Consider the following 17,108-nt stretch of genomic DNA (forward strand, 5'->3'; position numbering starts at 1 on the left):
TGACGCAATTTTTTGATTTGTTAATATATAGTTTTTTTATATAATTAAGTATACTGACTTTTATCTTTCGAAAGGAGGCTTCCGATGGGTTATAAGATTGTATTTTTTGATGTGGATGGAACTTTGACAGACCATAGAGACGGCAGTATCTCAGAGAGCACTAAAGAGGCCATCTTAGCTTTAAAAAGAAAGGATTTAAAGGTTGTCGTTGCAACAGGTAGACCCTTATCCATGTGTCACGAGTTAAGGGCATTAGGCATTGATACCTTTATAACTGCTAATGGTGGATATGTGAAACATAAAGAACATGTTGTTCATAAAGTACCTATGGATCAAGACATTTTGCGCTCTTTTATTGAATTTGCCGCTGCTGAAAATCATGCCCTATCATTCTATACAGAAGATTTCAGTATGAATGGCGTAAAGAATGAAAACATATTAAAGGCCTTAAAGGAAACTTTATCATTGAGTGATTATCCTGCTTCAAACCCACATATACATAATCTTGAAGTGTACTTAATGTGCATTTTCGCAGACGATGACATGATGAAAAGCTATAAATTAAAATTCCCAAATCTACTATTTAAAAGATGGCATCCTTTTATATTGAATGTTTTACAGGAAGACGTTTCCAAATCATTAGCGATTAATAAAGTTTTAAATTATTTTGGTTTTGATAAGTCAGAAGCCATTGCATTCGGTGACGGAGAGAATGATATTGATATGTTGGAATCCGTAGCACTAGGTATTGCAATGGAGAATGGCAATGAGGAATTGAAAAAGGTTGCAGATTTTGTGACTAAAAAGTCTAGCAAAGATGGTATATCTTTTGCTTTAAAAAAATTCGGGATTATATAGCTCCCGATAGTTTAATTAAAAGGAGATATAAATGGAACTACAAACTGAAAGACTTATAATCACACCGTGCACTAAAGAGTCATTACAGCGGTTCTCAATAACCGAAGAATATGTAATCGGTCTACATGTAGATATGTATTTGTTAGCATTAAAAGATGACCCTTCTCTTTCAGGATGGGGTGTATGGCTTGTGATCAATAAAGAAGATCATACGATTATTGGTGATATGGGATTTAAAGGAAAACCTGATTCACAAAAAACAGTGGAAGTAGGTTATGCAATTATCCCCTCTGCACAAAAGAAAGGGTATGCAACAGAAGCCGTGAAAGAAATAATTAACTGGGCTTTCTCCACTGGAAAAGTAGAAAAAGTAGTCGCTGAATGCTTGCATGATAACCACTCTTCCATAAGGGTTTTAGAAAAACTGCAAATGAAAAGAACGGAACCTAAAAACAATATGCTGAATTGGGAATTGGAGAAATAAGGATTATTGCCGTTATTCAACTTCTACAAGAATAATTGAAAAAACATGAAAGCACTCTATTTTTCAATAAAAAACCCGTTTTGAATAAATTAATTCAGAACGGGAGTGACCCTTCAGGATATGCTACTGCACATCCTAAAGTAGAATTTTTTCACTTTATACTTTCTTCTCAAGCATGGTCAACGTTAGACCTCCATCAACCATCATTTCTTTTAATTCTACAAATCCATTCTTTTTATAAAAGTTTATTGCAGGTGCATTTTTAGAGCCTGTTGAAACTATAATCTTTTGAAATTCTTTTCGAATGCTTTGAACGAAATCTAATAGTTCCCTAGCAATGCCCTTTCTAAAATGTTTAGGACGGACAAATAATCGGTGTATATCCATTACACCCTCTTCTATCTTTATAGAAATGATTCCACTTAACTCTTCTTTTATATAAAAACCATAAAAAACTTCTCCACTTTGTTGCAAGCTCTCAACTGTATCCTTAAGTGGTGGCAATTCAAAAAAATCTATTAACTCTGCTTCTACTTTATACGATAACAATTGAACGTTTAATACTTCATTAGCAAATTTCGAATTCGTCATATCAATTTCTTTAATCAAATCCCTTTCCCCCAATTAGATTTTTTTATCTATGCCTTATTGGCATTTTTCGTATCTCTTTATATATGACTTAAAGTTGGGAACTCATTTATTACAATGCTATATAAAGTTAAAGAATTAGCCCTGTCTTAAAATCTTACGAAACATTCTAGGCTTGTTTTTATTAAAAGCGTCTATTAGTTCTTTTCCAAATATAGTTATACTATTTTCCCAAGGATGTCCTAAAATGCCCCACATAAAATCCTTCTGAATAAAGAAATAGTAATCACCATTCGGAAAGATTGGTATAACCCATTCTCCGAATTCATCCCTTTCGAATTCTAAGCGTGGATTTATCCAATAACATTCGTGTTGCCAATCGAGTGCTAGTATATATTCTCCAAGCATTGTGCACTCTTTAAATACATCTAACACTTTTTCTTCAAGGTCATCATAAGCACTTAAATCTGATGAATCTCCGAAATAGCCAGAAACATTATAAGTTATATAAGGGTGTGGAACATTAAAAGATGGAAATATAGACGTACTTGGTTCGAATTCAAAATCATTATATATCCGGTCCCAAATTTGACCCATTTCTTTTTCTAAAAGCGGAACCCAATTCTTCATTAAACTCCCCCTTTACTATCTAAACAGTTGAACATTTATAATCTGTATTCTCAACTTTATTATTACATTATTTCAGTTAAGTTGGTTATTCCCTTTCGTCCCTCTATGTAAAAAGCACGATCCAATTTTGAATCGTGTTCATAATTAGATTATTTATTTCAGGTGAATATGTCAGTAGTAGCTTTAAGATAAAGTTTGAATAAAGTCCCTAATAAACCCTTTACACTAAGATTAATAAGAAGCATCCATTAATCAATATGGATGCTTCTTTAACATTTTTTAGTTAATTTAAAGTAGTTTGATTATTTTCTACAGTATTACCTCATAAATGCGCAAAATTATGGGAATACCACCTTTATCTGAAGCCTTTATTATGATTGTTTTGTATATTTAATAAATCCTTGTTGTACAAAAGCAAAGCTCCCCAATAGTCAAACATCATTCATATATACTCGCAGCAAATAGTATTAGAGATATAATCTTCCAAGAGGGTTGCTTAGGAAGTATTTGAGTATCATATACATTATATTCATCCATTTCATTAACACAAGCTTCCATCGCTTCTAAGTAATCTTCAAGTGTTATATTCTTCCACTCATCCTTATTAATTTTTAAATCCATTCTTAATTGATTTATAAATTCAATTAAATCTTCTGGACTATTTACGTTATCTGCCATTTCAAATATTTCCATCTTTATGCCACCTTTATTAATAATTTTCATCAAAAGACTAGGTATTTCCTTCTTCTATTAAACTTTTACTAAATATTCAAATAATAATATCAATCTCCTCCACTATCCCCAAGGTTTAATATTTTTTATACCCTTATAATAACATTAACATAGGAAACTGGTTTTGTTGTGTAAATAACTCTATCAACAGTCACCTTGTATGACCGCCTCTATGAATTGATTCGAAGAATTCACTGGGATAAAAGTTCCTCTACTTTCAGAGAATAAAATAACCTCTACTGGATATTTTACCCACAGAGGTTGTTTTCATTAGATCTTATTATTTGTATCCGTCCTTTATTAAAAGCCAACCTAATGTTACATGATAAAATAATTCTCGACTGGAACACCAGTAAAACAAATAAATTTTCGCCAATACGCCCTACCTATATATTAAAAAGTTGTCGCCTGTTCTACCATTATATAGAAAATAATTTATACATATAAAAAATTACTTTATACCATACTTACAGGCTTGATTATTTTTATCGGTACTTATTCAACAAACGCGCACGATTGTTGAAGATCATTATTGAAGTAAAGCCCCGTTTAGTTTAAATGGAGAACATTCCCGCCATGTGGCTCGCGGCGATGTAAAAACCCGACTACCGGACAATCCATACAATGCAAAGAATTGGGATTATGTAGAAGAGGACAACTTGTTCATTTGTCCGAACGGCCGCCGTGTTCACTTCAAGAAGTACATGAAGAAAAAGAAACCCTCGGCTTTGTACAGGACTTCAAAATCTACGAATGTGAAGAGTGTGGTGATTGTCCACTGAAGGCTTTGTGCACAAAGGAGAAGGGGAACCGACACGGGGACCTGAAAAGGTGCAATGGCTCATAACTTGCTAAAAGTGGTAGGCCTCTTGTGCAGAAACCACCTTATAAAACGTAAAATCAAAAAAAAAGGTGGAGAAAACGATTTATTTTTCTCCACCTTCTTCATTTTAGGGACTTTTTAGACAGCCCCTTCATTATTTATGAATTCACCATAGAACTTGCAAGTTCTTCAATTACTTTTGCTGTTTTTACTACATCTTCCGCAACTAATAAGTGCGTGCAGTTTTCAAACGGAATCACTTCAGAATTCGGAATCTGTTCCTTCATGTATTCCGCTGTTTCTTTTGAGTAAAGTGTACTCTTATCTCCATACACAATTTGTGTTGGTACAGTGATTTGTGGTAACACGTCACGATAATCGCCAACTGCCATCGCATGCCACATTGCCGCTAATACATGAGGGGTATTGCCGTTGACTACTAAATTGAGCTGCTCTTCCATCATTTCACCAGTCATGTATGGGACGGTCACTTTAAAGAAAGGCTTTGCGAATTCCATCAAGCTATCATTGATCACTGTCAAATCATTCAATAAGTCTTCCCTCATATATTTCCCGTGATAAAGACCTAAATTCCAATCCTCTTCATTGACTAATTTTGGTGTCATGTCGAACAACGATACGGCCTTCAATCTGGATACACCGAAGTTTTTTACATACTCGAATGTCGTAGAAACCCCCATCGAGTGTCCAACTAATGTGACATTCATCAAGTTAAGATGCTCCATTAGTTCTTCCAAATCGGAAGCAAATCTCTTCAATGTCAAACCATGCTCCGGGCGATCAGAAGCGCCATGTCCTCTCAAATCAAAAGACACTACATTGAACTTTTTGCTCAATTCTTCAAATGGTTGATCGAATGCTGTATGATCTGATGACCAGCCATGGACGAACACAATCGGTTGTCCTTCTCCTTTTTGCTGATAATACAATTTGACGCCGTCACTTGTTTCGAAAAATGCCATGATCCTTTCCTCCTTCTAGTAGGTCTCAACATAAAGTTGTTGTTAATTTGTTTATAAAAACACTCTATTGCATAACTTTTTCTACCATAAATAAAGTTTACTCCTGCATTATCTTAATAAGGTTGCCGCAGGTATCGTCGAAGACAGCTATTGTGACTTCGCCCATTTGTACAGTTGTAGATGCTATTTCTCATTTATAAAAATTAATATGCATTCGTTATATGACTTCCCCATTCACGGATAGGTTGCAACCAGCTAACGCTTCTTTCCACAATTAAATCATCCACTCTTACTTCATAATTCTTGCGGTATGGTTTAGTAAATTCTTCATCAAGCCAGCTATCTCTCGTGCCTTTCCATGTTTCATAAATGAGCAGTTCATCCGGTTGATCCAGATTATCCGAAACAATAGCGCTAATAAATGCCTTTTCGGATGACATCTCCTCAATTAGAGAAAAAAGCTCCTTGCGGAATTCTTCTTTCTTCCCTGGTTTAGCCTTAAAACGAATATTGAGTTGAACTAGTTGATTGGTCATATTAACTCCTCCTATAAATTTTATATTTTGCGGCGATTCTGTTACACCATTCCCCAAGTACTTGAAGAACAACTTACAAGATATAGTATCCTTTAGTAAGCACATTAACGGAAGTACCTACTTTTTTGTGATATAGTAACTAAAAAGTAATAAATGTGGAATGGAGAGGTTTAGACTTGAAAAAATTTAGTTGTGGTTTTGAAGTGACAAAGGAAGTTATTGGCGGAAAGTGGAAAGGTCTTGTATTACACTTTTTAATGAATGGACCAAAGAGAACGAGTGAATTAAAGCGCATTGTCCCAAATATATCTCAGAAAATGCTGATTCAAACACTTAGAGAGCTTGAAGACAGTGGACTTGTGAGCAGAAAGATGTATAATCAAGTACCACCGAAGGTTGAATATTCATCCACTGAACTTGGAGAATCTCTTAAACCTATCTTGCAGGAGCTTTGTCAATGGGGAAGCCATTATGCGGAGCAAGAGTATGCAGAAGGTGAATATGAAATCGCACAACCAGAAGAGGCTTCTTAATGAGGAAACCAACTTATAACATCTTATAATACCTTATATGTAAGGTATTTTATTGTTGTACTAAGATTTAGCTATTTTAATTCTAAGTAGATGGCCTCGACAGATTCTTTAAGAACATCAAAGCTTCCTTAATATAGTTAAAAAAGGGGGTGGCGTCCTTGGAATTTTTCTGACGCTAACCCATTTAATATAGGGATTCTGTCCTGTTGTAACATAAGTAGAGCTTCTTTACTTTTTACTACAGGATTACTGGCACGACTATTAGAACAGAAAACAGTTACCAATTAGGTAACTGTTTTCTGTTCTCTATATAAAATACTGAATTAATCTCACTCTGTTTCCAAATAGGTTCTCATTATCTATAGAACAACCCTTTCGGGAAGGAAAGCCGATAAAAAACAGGAGTTAAAGAAGAGTAAAATGAAATAAAGTTCTTCCCTAACAATCAAATAAAACAGTGAGGAAAAGTAAGATGGATCAAGCCTTTTTTAGGCTTTTCCTCCCGCTCTTTTCTCTTGCTTATTCAGCATAAATGTTGTCATACGGGCTTTTTCCCACTTTGATCAATTATTCGCTCAAACAAAAAATCGGGATATCGTACCGATGGTACGACTCCCGATCCTGGTGAAGTAAGCATACTTAATGTTGTATCTGCTCCCGCTTTCCCTCCGTTCAGTACCAACTTATTTACAGCAGGTACGAACTTGAATTACGAGGGAAAAACTTATTTACAGAGAGACAGTATAACTCACTCACTAGGAATACAACTATTCCACTGTAACCGACTTAGCCAAATTTCTTGGTTTATCCACATCACAGCCACGTGCAAGAGATGCATAATAGCTGATCAATTGTAATGGAACAACTGATACAAGCGGTGTTAGAAGCGGGTGTACAGGTGGAAGGACGATTGTGTCGCCTGGTTCTTCCATGCCTTCCATCGAAATAATGCAAGCGTTGGCACCACGAGTGGTTACCTCTTTCACATTACCTCTTAGGTTAAGGCTTACTCCTTTTTGTGTAATAAGCGCAAATACAGGTGTACCATCTTCAATTAATGCGATTGTACCGTGTTTTAGCTCTCCTCCAGCAAACCCTTCCGCTTGGATATAAGAGATTTCTTTTAGTTTGAGCGCGCCCTCTAAGCTGACATAAAAGTCCATTGAGCGGCCGATAAAGAAAGCATTACGTGTTGTTTCTAAGAAATCTGCTGCTACATGTTCCATGTCTTCTTTATGGTCAACGATTGTTTGAATGTTGTTTGCTGCAATGCCAAGCTCTGCTTTTAAATCAAAGTCCAGTGCTTTGCCTTTCGCTTGTGCTTCTACATAGGCAACGATTGCAAGTACGGCTACTTGTGCAACATATGCTTTAGTAGAGGCTACGGCAATTTCAGGGCCTGCATGCAGTAACAATGTGTAATCCGCTTCACGTGATAAAGTAGAGCCAGGTACATTCGTAATAGTTAAAATTGGATGGCCTAATTCCTTAATTTTCACAAGCACTTGACGGCTATCTGCTGTTTCGCCTGATTGTGAGATGAAAATAAAGAATGGCTTTTCTGATAGTAACGGCATATTATAGCCGAATTCACTTGAGATATGCACTTCGACAGGGATGCCTGCCATTTTCTCAAAGTATTGTTTGCCAACAAGGCCTGCATGATAGCTAGTACCTGCTGCAATGATATAAAGTCGATCTGCAACATGTAAAGCATTGGCGATGTCAGAAGGAATCACTAGGTTGCCTTCTTCATCTTCATAGTTTTGAACAATTTTGCGAACTACGCCAGGTTGTTCATCGATTTCTTTTAGCATGTAGTGTGGATATGTGCCTTTTTCGATATCGCTCATATCTAGCTCTGCAGTGTAAGGTGCACGTTCTACTACTGTGCCATCAAGTTTTTGGATTACAATAGAGTCTTTGCGAACAATGACAACTTCTTCATCATGCAATTCGATAAATTGATCTGTTACTTGTAGCATTGCCATCGCATCAGATGCTACTACATTAAACCCTTCGCCTACACCTACTAAAAGCGGGCTTTTGTTTTTAGCTACATAAATCGTGTCACATTCTTCTGCATCCAATAAAGCAAGGGCATAAGAACCGTGTACAAGTGTTAACGTATGGCGGAATGCTTCTTCTGTTGCCATGCCGTCCTCTACAAATTTCTCAACCAATTGGACAAGCACTTCTGTATCTGTATCAGATTTTAGCTGAACTCCGTTTAGATATTCATCTTGCAAGTGATGATAGTTTTCTAATACACCATTATGCACTAATGTAAAACGGCCTGACGCACTTTGGTGAGGATGAGCGTTCAGCTGATTTGGCACACCATGTGTTGCCCAGCGTGTATGACCAATGCCCACAGTAGCGGCTGCTCTTTCATCGACAATACTGCGTAAATCAGCGATACGGCCTTTTTCTTTAAATACTGCAACTCCATCTTCTGTGCATAGGCCAATCCCTGCAGAATCATAACCTCTATATTCTAGTTTTTCTAATCCTTTTAATAGAATTTCTTTCGCATCAAGTAAACCATTATATCCAACAATACCACACATAACTACATTTCCTCCGAACTTTGCCAAATTAGCCGCGTGTAAATAAGCTTCCCCTATTACAGGCGAAGTCATTCATATGCAGCTGCTAATTTGCCTTCTTGCTTTCCTGTCTACTCAATCACTTGAGTCCTTTAAAAGCAAGATAACGATCGGGCATTGCGATCGGGAGGCATCCGCCGAAAACTTCGATACTCCTCCACCTCGTCTACTGAAGATTCACGATTTCTTCAGTACTGGCGCTATAACTGTTTTTCCGATTTTTGCTTGCACACAATCCTCCTTAGCATGCGCTGATCTTAACTTAAAAAGAATCAGCATGTTCATCATACTTGAAAAGCCTTTTTTTAGTCAATTATAAAATGCAAGTTTGATGATATAACTATCATATGTCACTATTACCCTTTAGTTGCTTACTATAAACGTAATGGAAAAAGCTAATCGAAAGAAGGCTCTTTCGATTAGCTTCTATTGTATCAGTCTAGGCTATTTTAATAAATTGACAATCTCACGGTTGAATGCAGGAATATCATCAGGTGTACGACTTGTTACCAGTTGATTTTCGCATACCACCACTTCTTTATCTTGGAAATTGACACCGGCATTTTCCATATCGACTTGAATAGATTTATAGCCAGTTGCGTGACGACCATCTAGTGTTTTGGCAGTGATTAATAATTGCGGTCCGTGGCAAATCGCAAATACTGGTTTTTTTGCATCCATGAAAGCTTTTGCGAAATTCACGAAACGTTCGTCTGCACGCAATTGGTCAGGTGAAAAACCACCAGGAATCAATAATGCGTCAAAGTCGTCTACTTTTACATCATCGATTGATTTGTCGACTTGAATTTTAGTGCCATGTTTTCCTTCAACTTCGCCTCCTGCTGTTTTTTCAACTGTTACGACTTCATGACCTGCATCACGAAGGGCTTTAACAGGTTCTGTGTATTCTACATCTTCTACTAGGTTTGTTACTACTGTTGCTACTTTAGCCAATGATAACATCTCCTTTTCATAGATAGGGCCGTTATTGGCCTCTACTTGTACTTTTCCACAATCTCCAAATTTTAAACTAAAAAAAGGAACTCTTATATGAGTTCCTTTTTTGCTTTATTATTCTTTTAATCCCATTTCCTCGCTGACAACAGCAGCGATTTGGGTGCAGTATGCTTCACATTTTTCACTTGTCGGTGCTTCCACCATGACACGCACTAATGGCTCTGTACCAGATGGGCGTACTAAGACACGTCCTTCGCCGTTCATTTCTTGTTCAACTTCAGTAATTGTTGCTGCTACTTTAGCGTTATCTGTCACAGCATGTTTATCTGTTACACGTACATTGATCAACTTTTGAGGATAAATCGTCATTTCTGCAGCTAATTCTGACAGCTTTTTGCCTGTGACTTTCATGGTATTGACAAGCTGTAAACCAGTAAGCATGCCATCACCTGTTGTATTGTAGTCTAAGAATACAATATGGCCAGATTGCTCCCCACCAACATTGTAATTTCCTTCGCGCATTGCTTCTACAACATAGCGGTCTCCCACTTTAGTTTGAACACTATGCATACCGTGTTCTTCTAATCCTTTATAAAAGCCCATATTACTCATGACTGTAGATACAACTGTTTCATGCTTCAGTTTTCCCTCTTCATGCATATGTTTAGCACAGATATACATGATTTGGTCGCCGTCAACGATATTTCCATTTTCGTCTACAGCAATCAATCGGTCTCCGTCACCATCGAAGGCAAGACCGATATCTGCCCCTTTATCTACAACCAACTGTGCTAGTTTCTCAGGATGTGTAGAACCTACTCCATCATTAATATTTAAGCCGTTTGGTGATGACCCCATTGTAGAAAGGTCAGCTTCCAAGTCAGCAAACAGATGAGTTGCAAGTGAAGATGTCGCACCATGCGCGCAGTCTAACACAATATGAATATTTGTAAATTCTTCATATACAGTTTGTTTTAAATACTGGATGTACTTTTGACCGCCCTCGAAGTAGTCGCTGACAGTGCCAAGTGCTCCACCAGTTGGACGTGGCAAATCATCATGTTCTTGGTCAAGTAACGCTTCGATCTCTGCTTCTTCCGCATCAGATAGCTTAAAGCCGTCGGGACCAAAGAATTTAATGCCGTTATCCTCTACCGGATTGTGAGATGCAGAAATCATAACGCCTGCTTGCGCACTCATCGCACGAGTTAAATAAGCGACTCCTGGTGTGCTAATGACGCCTAAACGCATTACTTCTGCTCCTACTGATAAGAGACCAGCTACAAGTGCACCTTCTAACATTTCCCCGGAAATACGCGTATCTCGTCCAATTAGAACTTTAGGGCGTTCTCTTGTTTCCTTTGTCAAAACATAGCCGCCGAAGCGCCCTAATTTAAATGCTAATTCTGGTGTTAGTTCACTATTGGCGACTCCGCGTACGCCATCTGTACCGAAATATTTACCCATTGTGTATTCTCTCCTTCAAAACTCTAAATGCAATTTTATGAACTAGAAGAAACCCCTGCTTTTATGGAGTTTCACTTTTATGAAATTTGGCTAATTTTTAGTTTCATTGTATTTGGATTTGCCTTCCATGTAGTTCCTTTTGGGCTTTCACCCATAATCTCCAGATTGTTTATACCCTCTTTTACATCTTTTGCATCCACATATAACCGAATATCTGATTTGGCTATATTGGCAAGTCGTTGCTTTTCGCCAGTCACAAGAACAGATACTAAATGGTTGGCATTGCCTTCTATTTCATACTGGTCAGTGTCTAAATTTTCTATGCTAACGGCTATATCGTTTAACGTAACAGTAGAGGTAGAAACGGGTGCTTCTGTTACTTTTGTTTCTTCATTGTCTGCATTTTTGTCTTCTTTTTCTTTCTCTTGATCTGAACCAGAAGATGAAGATGTGTCATCTACTATTACATGTACACGTAATTGATTGAATGATAACTTTGTCACACCATTGGGCTTATCCAAGTTTACGGATATATCGCCGGATTTTTTAAGTTTAGTAACATCAACATCGACAGGAAGAGATTGAATCTTCTCCAAGTCATTTTTAGAACCGAATAATGTAATCATCGTTTCTTCTGCTTTAATCGATTTTACTTTCTTACCCTTTGGCGATCCTTTTATATTAAGTGATAGAGGAACTTCTTTGCTGTATTCACCAATATCAACTTTAACTGATACCGTAGCCGGACTGATCGAGACATCTAATTTATTCATATCGCGATCCAATACTTTAACAGGTGCCTCTTTTGTGAAAGACTCATTAATGTTACCGTCACTAGATAACATGGCTTTAATATAGGCGATGTTATCAATAACACTTTTGGCACCAGTGACAGTCACTTCACTTGGATTCGCCGTCATCGTTTTAATGAAATAATTCGGCGATAGTCTGCTTTCATTAAAGTCAGGGTCAATTTTGAATGTCTTTGTTACCTTTTCCTCTATTGATACATTGATGGTAGACGGCTCAATTTGTATATTCAGCTTATCTGAGAAGCCTTTGGATTTAAATTTAACCTTGTGCTCTCCAATTGTCTCTTTGCTGAGATCTAAATAAACATGATAGTTCCTAATAGCTTTTGTACGGATGACAAATGCTAAAGGACCTTCAATCGAAACGTCTACCGTCTTTGGTATGTCTGAAACAATTAAATTTTCACTATCGTAAAGAACTTCTACTGGCACATCCTTAATTACTTCCGTTTGATGATCAGATGTAGGTGTTGTATTGTTGTCTGTGCTCGTCTCTGATTTAACGGTAAAAAATATCAAAAGTGATAATAGGAGCGCCATAATACGAAGAAACCATGGACTCTCAAAAAGTTTATCCATTATTTCTTACCCCCCCATAAGCCCCATTTAGAAGCACCTACTGAATTAGTAGCTCCTCCGAACCAAGCATTTCTCAGGCGGACCTCAAACTCTTCAATTGATAAGTCACGGTGCAAGTCCCCGTTGATCGTCAAACTGATAGCTCCTGTTTCCTCAGAGACGACCACAGTAATTGCATCTGTCACTTCACTAATGCCTATCGCAGCACGATGACGCGTTCCCAATTCCTTCGAAATAAAAGGACTTTCAGAAAGCGGTAGATAACAAGCAGCGGCTGCAACTTTATTTTTTTGTACAATAACTGCTCCATCATGAAGCGGTGTATTCGGGATAAAGATATTTATGATTAATTCTGAAGAAATCTCAGAATACATCGGTATCCCTGTCTCGATATACTCATTCAGACCTGTTTCTCTCTCAATGGAGATAAGGGCGCCAATTCTTCGTTTAGCCATATAGCTTACTGATTTGGACATAGCAGTAACTAGCCGAGTTTGTTCTTCTTCCTCCTGCATATTACTTCTAGCAAACAACTTGCCTCGCCCCAATTGCTCGAGTGCTCGACGCAATTCAGGCTGGAAGATAATAATAATGGCTAAAAATCCAAATTCAATTACCTGTTTTGTCATCCAGCCGAGTGTAGTCAATCCAAAATAAACTGTAATAATCCGAATGATAATTATGACGAATATGCCTTTTAAAAGCTGAACGGCCTTTGTACCACGGATTAATATAAGAATATTATAGATAACCAACCAGACCAACAGAATGTCGATGACGTTTAAAACCATTCTTACCCATTGATTGTTTGTAAACTGTGTAAATTCATTAATAAAAGACATGTGGATCCCCCACTTTTCTAGCGAGTACGTTTATATCAAGTATAGCATAACTGCTCTATTTTCTGCCCGGATGAAGTGGCCTTACAAGCAATGACATTCTTTTAGCCCCATTGCCATTTGGGCCTTTACGAACAGTATTCAGAATTATAGTTTAAAGTAAGTCTCTTGTAGCTTCATAATACGGGATAAAACAGAAAAGCCTACTGTGATAGCAGACTTAATCATTAGTTTATTCATTATTATCTATAATAGACCATGCTTTTTTAGCACTGTTTTTTATCTTATACCATAGCCACTCAAACATTTCATCGATTTCCTCGATTTGCCCTGTCACGTTGGCAGAGGACGCCATATACTTTCCGTTGATCACGGTTATATCGCCATCAACTGCACCCTTCACAAGAATATCTCCATTTTTGACAAGAAGATCGCCTTTTATCGTTTCACCTTCAGGCACAATGACCGTTTGCCCCTCAACCTGCAAGTTTGGCTGTTTTGTATATGAAAACTGTTGATCATTTTTATAGCCCGACAGAAAGGATGCGCTCATAAAAATGCAAAATAAAGCGGCAGCAATAGCAATTGGATGTCTGCGGATAAAACGTTGAAATCCGTATTTCATTTTTCTCCTAGGAAGCCGCTGCATAACCTGATCTACAAAACGGGGAGGAGTGGCGATAGCGATGGCGCCTTTCACAAATGCGATTGTATCTTCCAACTCTTGCATATGCTTTCGGCAATCTGAGCAATTGTACAAATGTTTTTGAAGCTCTTGCTCATGCTCACTGGCAATATCCCCATCTAGATATTCATGCATATATTGCACAATCTCTTTAGGGCATGTATTCATTGTGAAACCCCTCCTACAAATTGCTTAGTTGCTTTCTTAAAGCTTCACGTCCGCGATGTATACGTGTTTTAACCGTTCCAAGCGGTATATTCAAAATTTCACTAATCTCTTGCAACGGCAGTTCTTCGATATATTTTAAGATAATCACTGTCCGATATTTTTCGGATAAACAGCTGATTTCGTATTGAATGCGCTCCTGCAATTCCATTCCTTCTACTTCTTCTTCCGGCAATCGATCCGGTGAAGAAATCTGAGAATACATATCAAGCCCGTCAGTACCTGCTACCTCTGCATCTAAATAATAGTCAGGTTTCTTTTTTCTTATACGGTCTATACATAAGTTTGTAGCAATCCGGAAAAGCCAGGTTGAGAATTTCCGATTGAGATCAAACGTATGTAAATTAGTATAGGCCCGTATAAAAGCTTCTTGCGCAATATCTTCTGCTTCATGCTGATTATTAAGCATACGATAACATATTTGGTAGACCTTCTGTTGATAGAGGCTTACAATTTCGGAATACGCATGCTGGTCACCTTTCAGCACTTGCTTTATTCTTTTGTTCGTGATCGAGTCCATGTGAATTCCCCTCCGCCATGCGGCTACATACTATACGTATCGCAGTCTTGTTTGGTTTCATTTTTTCATCATTAAATTTTATCACCTAACGTGTTTCCATCATAAAACTTATAGGACATGTGATGATTAGATAAGAAACCTACAGTCCAAAAACTCTTGAAACTAGCAATTAGTTTCATAGGGTCTCTTATCATTCCACCTAGATAAAAAAAATGATGTTTAGTAATCTTCTTTGATTGTTACATCACTTTATTATAACAAGAATCAGGAAGGAAATATCCAACATTTTTAATTTATGTTTTCCATTTTGTAAATTAAAATAAAAAAAATGGGCAGTCGCCCATTTTTATACTAGCTTTTCACCAAATAAAGAACCCATTAATGCTACCGCTACTTCAGCTGTTTGATTCTTTTCATCTAAAATAGGGTTTACTTCAACAAATTCTGCAGAAGTAATAAGATTTGATTCATGCAACATTTCCATTGCTAAATGGCTTTCTCGATATGTAATACCGCCTGGAACTGGAGTCCCTACACCTGGTGTATAGATTGGATCAATACCGTCTAAATCAAGTGATAAATGAACACCATCTACATTTCTGTCCTTTAAGTAGTTGATTGCATCTTGCATAATATATGTCATGCCTAAACGATCAATTTCATGCATTGAATACACTTTAATGCCTTTTTCCCGGATAAGTTCTTTTTCGCCTTCATCCACTGAGCGTGCCCCAATGATAATGATGTTTTCTGGTTTCACTTTAGGTGCATAGTTTCTAATGTTTACTAAACTATCATGTCCCAAACCCATGCTTATAGCAAGTGGCATACCATGAATGTTACCTGATGGTGATGTATCGCTTGTATTCATATCTGCATGCGCATCATACCAAATAACACCTAAATTGCTATAGTGATCTGAGAGACCTGCTAAAGTACCAATGGCAATGCTGTGATCTCCGCCCAATACTAATGGGAAGTGTTCTTCTTTAACCATTTCATTCACTTTATTAGCTAGCTCTGTATTTGCTTTCAATACAGCTGATAAATTGCGTAGTTTTGTGTTTGGCTCTTCTTTTGCAGGTTCAATGACGATATTCCCCAAATCCTCTACCGTATGTCCAATCGTTTCTAAACGTTCATGCACGCCTGCGTAACGGATGGCGCTCGGCCCCATGTCTACACCCCTGCGTTGTTGACCTAAGTCCATTGGTACCCCAATCATTGTGATGTTTAATGATGTATTCATTATTAAATACCCCCTTTGTATTCTGCTAATATTGTAACCGCTTTTATAGGGATGGCTCAACGTCACATTTTTTTGTATGTTTATTCAAAAAGAAAACTGGAATACTAGAATCTATACTTATTTAGAAACAACAAAAAACCTTCTTCTAATAAAAGAAGAAGGTTTTATATAAGAAATGAGTCATGTAGGATTCGAACCTACGACCCTCTGATTAAAAGTCAGATGCTCTACCAACTGAGCTAATGACTCAAAATGGCTGGGGTACCTGGATTCGAACCAGGGCATGACGGAATCAAAATCCGTTGCCTTACCGCTTGGCTATACCCCAATAGATGGTGGAGGGGGGCAGATTCGAACTGCCGAACCCGAAGGAGCGGATTTACAGTCCGCCGCGTTTAGCCACTTCGCTACCCCTCCGACAAATGGTGGAGGATGACGGGATCGAACCGCCGACCCTCTGCTTGTAAGGCAGATGCTCTCCCAGCTGAGCTAATCCTCCACAATATTAGTTATATAAGATGGTGACCCCTACGGGATTCGAACCCGTGTTACCGCCGTGAAAGGGCGGTGTCTTAACCGCTTGACCAAGGGGCCATCCGCTTTATGTATATCTCTTTAACAAGACAAGAATTATTTTACCATACTAATTTATAAAAAGCAACAGTTTTAACCTAAAAAGTTTAACCTTTATAAATAAGCTTCCAACCGGGCTTGAACCGGTGACCTCTTCCTTACCATGGAAGCACTCTACCTACTGAGCTATGGAAGCATATATTAGATTATAACAACGCATTAATCCTAATGGCAAAGACATTTTTAATTGTAAATTGGATACAATCTTTTGTCAACAATATAATGAAAAACTATTTGATTACTTTAACTAAATAAATTATTTTTATATAGGATGAAGTCTATTACCTTCATTTAAATAGTAAGTGATGATTTGAAAACTATCTCTAGGCTATTTATACGGCAACAAGCCTTCACATTTTATGTAAT

Annotated in this window: 16 protein-coding genes and 6 tRNA genes; 3 read left to right on the plus strand and 19 right to left on the minus strand. The window is 37.5% G+C overall.

Annotation, left to right across the window (positions count from 1 at the left end; genetic code table 11):
* The first annotated feature begins 84 nt into the window (after positions 1 to 84).
* Positions 85 to 858, plus strand: a complete 774-nt coding sequence (locus AC6CHJ_RS15420; protein ID WP_498289214.1) for a Cof-type HAD-IIB family hydrolase — start codon at positions 85 to 87, stop codon at positions 856 to 858.
* Between the two features lie 31 nt (positions 859 to 889).
* Positions 890 to 1,342, plus strand: coding sequence for a GNAT family N-acetyltransferase (locus AC6CHJ_RS15425; protein ID WP_498289216.1), 453 nt, complete (start codon positions 890 to 892; stop codon positions 1,340 to 1,342).
* Positions 1,343 to 1,498: 156 nt separating this feature from the next.
* On the opposite strand, the gene AC6CHJ_RS15430 is transcribed toward AC6CHJ_RS15425, so the two are convergent.
* The 5 genes from AC6CHJ_RS15430 to AC6CHJ_RS15450 all read right to left on the minus strand — a co-directional run bounded on the left by AC6CHJ_RS15430 (position 1,499) and on the right by AC6CHJ_RS15450 (position 5,634).
* Complete coding sequence (locus AC6CHJ_RS15430; protein WP_498289218.1) at positions 1,499 to 1,951, minus strand: GNAT family N-acetyltransferase; 453 nt, start codon at positions 1,949 to 1,951, stop codon at positions 1,499 to 1,501.
* 117 nt (positions 1,952 to 2,068) lie between these two features.
* The gene (locus tag AC6CHJ_RS15435) at positions 2,069 to 2,560 is read right to left on the minus strand and encodes a DUF2716 domain-containing protein (protein WP_150285531.1); all 492 of its coding nucleotides are present in this window, start codon (positions 2,558 to 2,560) and stop codon (positions 2,069 to 2,071) included.
* Between the two features lie 438 nt (positions 2,561 to 2,998).
* Positions 2,999 to 3,253 (minus strand): DUF7660 family protein, encoded by a 255-nt coding sequence (locus AC6CHJ_RS15440; protein ID WP_150285532.1) that lies wholly within the window; start codon positions 3,251 to 3,253, stop codon positions 2,999 to 3,001.
* 1,020 nt (positions 3,254 to 4,273) lie between these two features.
* Positions 4,274 to 5,098 carry an alpha/beta fold hydrolase gene (locus AC6CHJ_RS15445; RefSeq protein ID WP_249775020.1) on the minus strand — a complete coding sequence of 275 codons (825 nt, stop codon included), beginning with the start codon at positions 5,096 to 5,098 and terminating at the stop codon, positions 4,274 to 4,276.
* Positions 5,099 to 5,301: 203 nt separating this feature from the next.
* Positions 5,302 to 5,634: an antibiotic biosynthesis monooxygenase family protein gene (locus tag AC6CHJ_RS15450; RefSeq protein ID WP_150285534.1), complete on the minus strand. Its 333-nt coding sequence runs from the start codon at positions 5,632 to 5,634 to the stop codon at positions 5,302 to 5,304.
* A gap of 176 nt (positions 5,635 to 5,810) precedes the next feature.
* Here AC6CHJ_RS15450 and AC6CHJ_RS15455 point away from each other — a divergent pair, with 176 nt between their 5' ends.
* Positions 5,811 to 6,167, plus strand: coding sequence for a winged helix-turn-helix transcriptional regulator (locus AC6CHJ_RS15455; protein WP_249775021.1), 357 nt, complete (start codon positions 5,811 to 5,813; stop codon positions 6,165 to 6,167).
* A gap of 767 nt (positions 6,168 to 6,934) precedes the next feature.
* Here AC6CHJ_RS15455 and glmS read toward each other — a convergent pair.
* The 14 genes from glmS to AC6CHJ_RS15525 form a co-directional block, all read right to left on the minus strand.
* Positions 6,935 to 8,737 carry a glutamine--fructose-6-phosphate transaminase (isomerizing) gene (gene glmS / locus AC6CHJ_RS15460; protein ID WP_498289226.1) on the minus strand — a complete coding sequence of 601 codons (1,803 nt, stop codon included), beginning with the start codon at positions 8,735 to 8,737 and terminating at the stop codon, positions 6,935 to 6,937.
* A gap of 483 nt (positions 8,738 to 9,220) precedes the next feature.
* A complete protein-coding gene (locus AC6CHJ_RS15465; protein WP_184117595.1) occupies positions 9,221 to 9,739 on the minus strand; it encodes a type 1 glutamine amidotransferase domain-containing protein in 519 nt (172 codons plus the stop codon).
* 108 nt (positions 9,740 to 9,847) lie between these two features.
* On the minus strand, positions 9,848 to 11,200 hold the full coding sequence (glmM, locus tag AC6CHJ_RS15470; protein ID WP_147197957.1) for a phosphoglucosamine mutase: 1,353 nt from the start codon (positions 11,198 to 11,200) through the stop codon (positions 9,848 to 9,850).
* Between the two features lie 77 nt (positions 11,201 to 11,277).
* Positions 11,278 to 12,591 (minus strand): CdaR family protein, encoded by a 1,314-nt coding sequence (locus AC6CHJ_RS15475; RefSeq protein WP_498289221.1) that lies wholly within the window; start codon positions 12,589 to 12,591, stop codon positions 11,278 to 11,280.
* Entirely contained in the window at positions 12,591 to 13,433 is an 843-nt protein-coding gene (gene cdaA / locus AC6CHJ_RS15480) for a diadenylate cyclase CdaA (RefSeq protein WP_249775038.1), read from the minus strand. Before cdaA ends, AC6CHJ_RS15475 begins: the two co-directional genes overlap by 1 nt.
* A 229-nt stretch (positions 13,434 to 13,662) precedes the next feature.
* Positions 13,663 to 14,283: a zf-HC2 domain-containing protein gene (locus AC6CHJ_RS15485; RefSeq protein WP_251648502.1), complete on the minus strand. Its 621-nt coding sequence runs from the start codon at positions 14,281 to 14,283 to the stop codon at positions 13,663 to 13,665.
* 13 nt (positions 14,284 to 14,296) lie between these two features.
* Positions 14,297 to 14,860, minus strand: a complete 564-nt coding sequence (gene sigW, locus AC6CHJ_RS15490) for an RNA polymerase sigma factor SigW (RefSeq protein WP_066790721.1) — start codon at positions 14,858 to 14,860, stop codon at positions 14,297 to 14,299.
* Positions 14,861 to 15,206: 346 nt separating this feature from the next.
* Positions 15,207 to 16,109, minus strand: coding sequence for an arginase (gene rocF / locus AC6CHJ_RS15495; protein WP_066790722.1), 903 nt, complete (start codon positions 16,107 to 16,109; stop codon positions 15,207 to 15,209).
* Between the two features lie 176 nt (positions 16,110 to 16,285).
* Positions 16,286 to 16,358: transfer RNA gene (locus AC6CHJ_RS15500), tRNA-Lys, on the minus strand.
* 4 nt (positions 16,359 to 16,362) lie between these two features.
* Positions 16,363 to 16,437: transfer RNA gene (locus tag AC6CHJ_RS15505), tRNA-Gln, on the minus strand.
* A gap of 5 nt (positions 16,438 to 16,442) precedes the next feature.
* Positions 16,443 to 16,526 (minus strand) — tRNA-Tyr (locus AC6CHJ_RS15510).
* Positions 16,527 to 16,532: 6 nt separating this feature from the next.
* Positions 16,533 to 16,608: transfer RNA gene (locus AC6CHJ_RS15515), tRNA-Val, on the minus strand.
* 20 nt (positions 16,609 to 16,628) lie between these two features.
* Positions 16,629 to 16,703, minus strand: a tRNA-Glu gene (locus AC6CHJ_RS15520).
* 102 nt (positions 16,704 to 16,805) lie between these two features.
* A tRNA-Thr gene (locus tag AC6CHJ_RS15525) sits at positions 16,806 to 16,878 on the minus strand.
* Positions 16,879 to 17,108 lie beyond the last annotated feature (230 nt).

This window comes from Rummeliibacillus sp. GQ308, assembly GCF_059759115.1.

Coding starts and splice junctions, on each gene's coding strand:
- AC6CHJ_RS15420 (WP_498289214.1), top strand. CDS start 85: ATGGGTTATAAGATTGTATTTTTTGATGTGGATGGAACTTTGACAGAC.
- cdaA (WP_249775038.1), bottom strand. CDS start 13,433: ATGTCTTTTATTAATGAATTTACACAGTTTACAAACAATCAATGGGTA.
- AC6CHJ_RS15445 (WP_249775020.1), bottom strand. CDS start 5,098: ATGGCATTTTTCGAAACAAGTGACGGCGTCAAATTGTATTATCAGCAA.
- rocF (WP_066790722.1), bottom strand. CDS start 16,109: ATGAATACATCATTAAACATCACAATGATTGGGGTACCAATGGACTTA.
- AC6CHJ_RS15450 (WP_150285534.1), bottom strand. CDS start 5,634: ATGACCAATCAACTAGTTCAACTCAATATTCGTTTTAAGGCTAAACCA.
- glmM (WP_147197957.1), bottom strand. CDS start 11,200: ATGGGTAAATATTTCGGTACAGATGGCGTACGCGGAGTCGCCAATAGT.
- AC6CHJ_RS15435 (WP_150285531.1), bottom strand. CDS start 2,560: ATGAAGAATTGGGTTCCGCTTTTAGAAAAAGAAATGGGTCAAATTTGG.
- AC6CHJ_RS15475 (WP_498289221.1), bottom strand. CDS start 12,591: ATGGATAAACTTTTTGAGAGTCCATGGTTTCTTCGTATTATGGCGCTC.
- AC6CHJ_RS15440 (WP_150285532.1), bottom strand. CDS start 3,253: ATGGAAATATTTGAAATGGCAGATAACGTAAATAGTCCAGAAGATTTA.
- AC6CHJ_RS15465 (WP_184117595.1), bottom strand. CDS start 9,739: ATGTTATCATTGGCTAAAGTAGCAACAGTAGTAACAAACCTAGTAGAA.
- AC6CHJ_RS15425 (WP_498289216.1), top strand. CDS start 890: ATGGAACTACAAACTGAAAGACTTATAATCACACCGTGCACTAAAGAG.
- glmS (WP_498289226.1), bottom strand. CDS start 8,737: ATGTGTGGTATTGTTGGATATAATGGTTTACTTGATGCGAAAGAAATT.
- sigW (WP_066790721.1), bottom strand. CDS start 14,860: ATGGACTCGATCACGAACAAAAGAATAAAGCAAGTGCTGAAAGGTGAC.
- AC6CHJ_RS15485 (WP_251648502.1), bottom strand. CDS start 14,283: ATGAATACATGCCCTAAAGAGATTGTGCAATATATGCATGAATATCTA.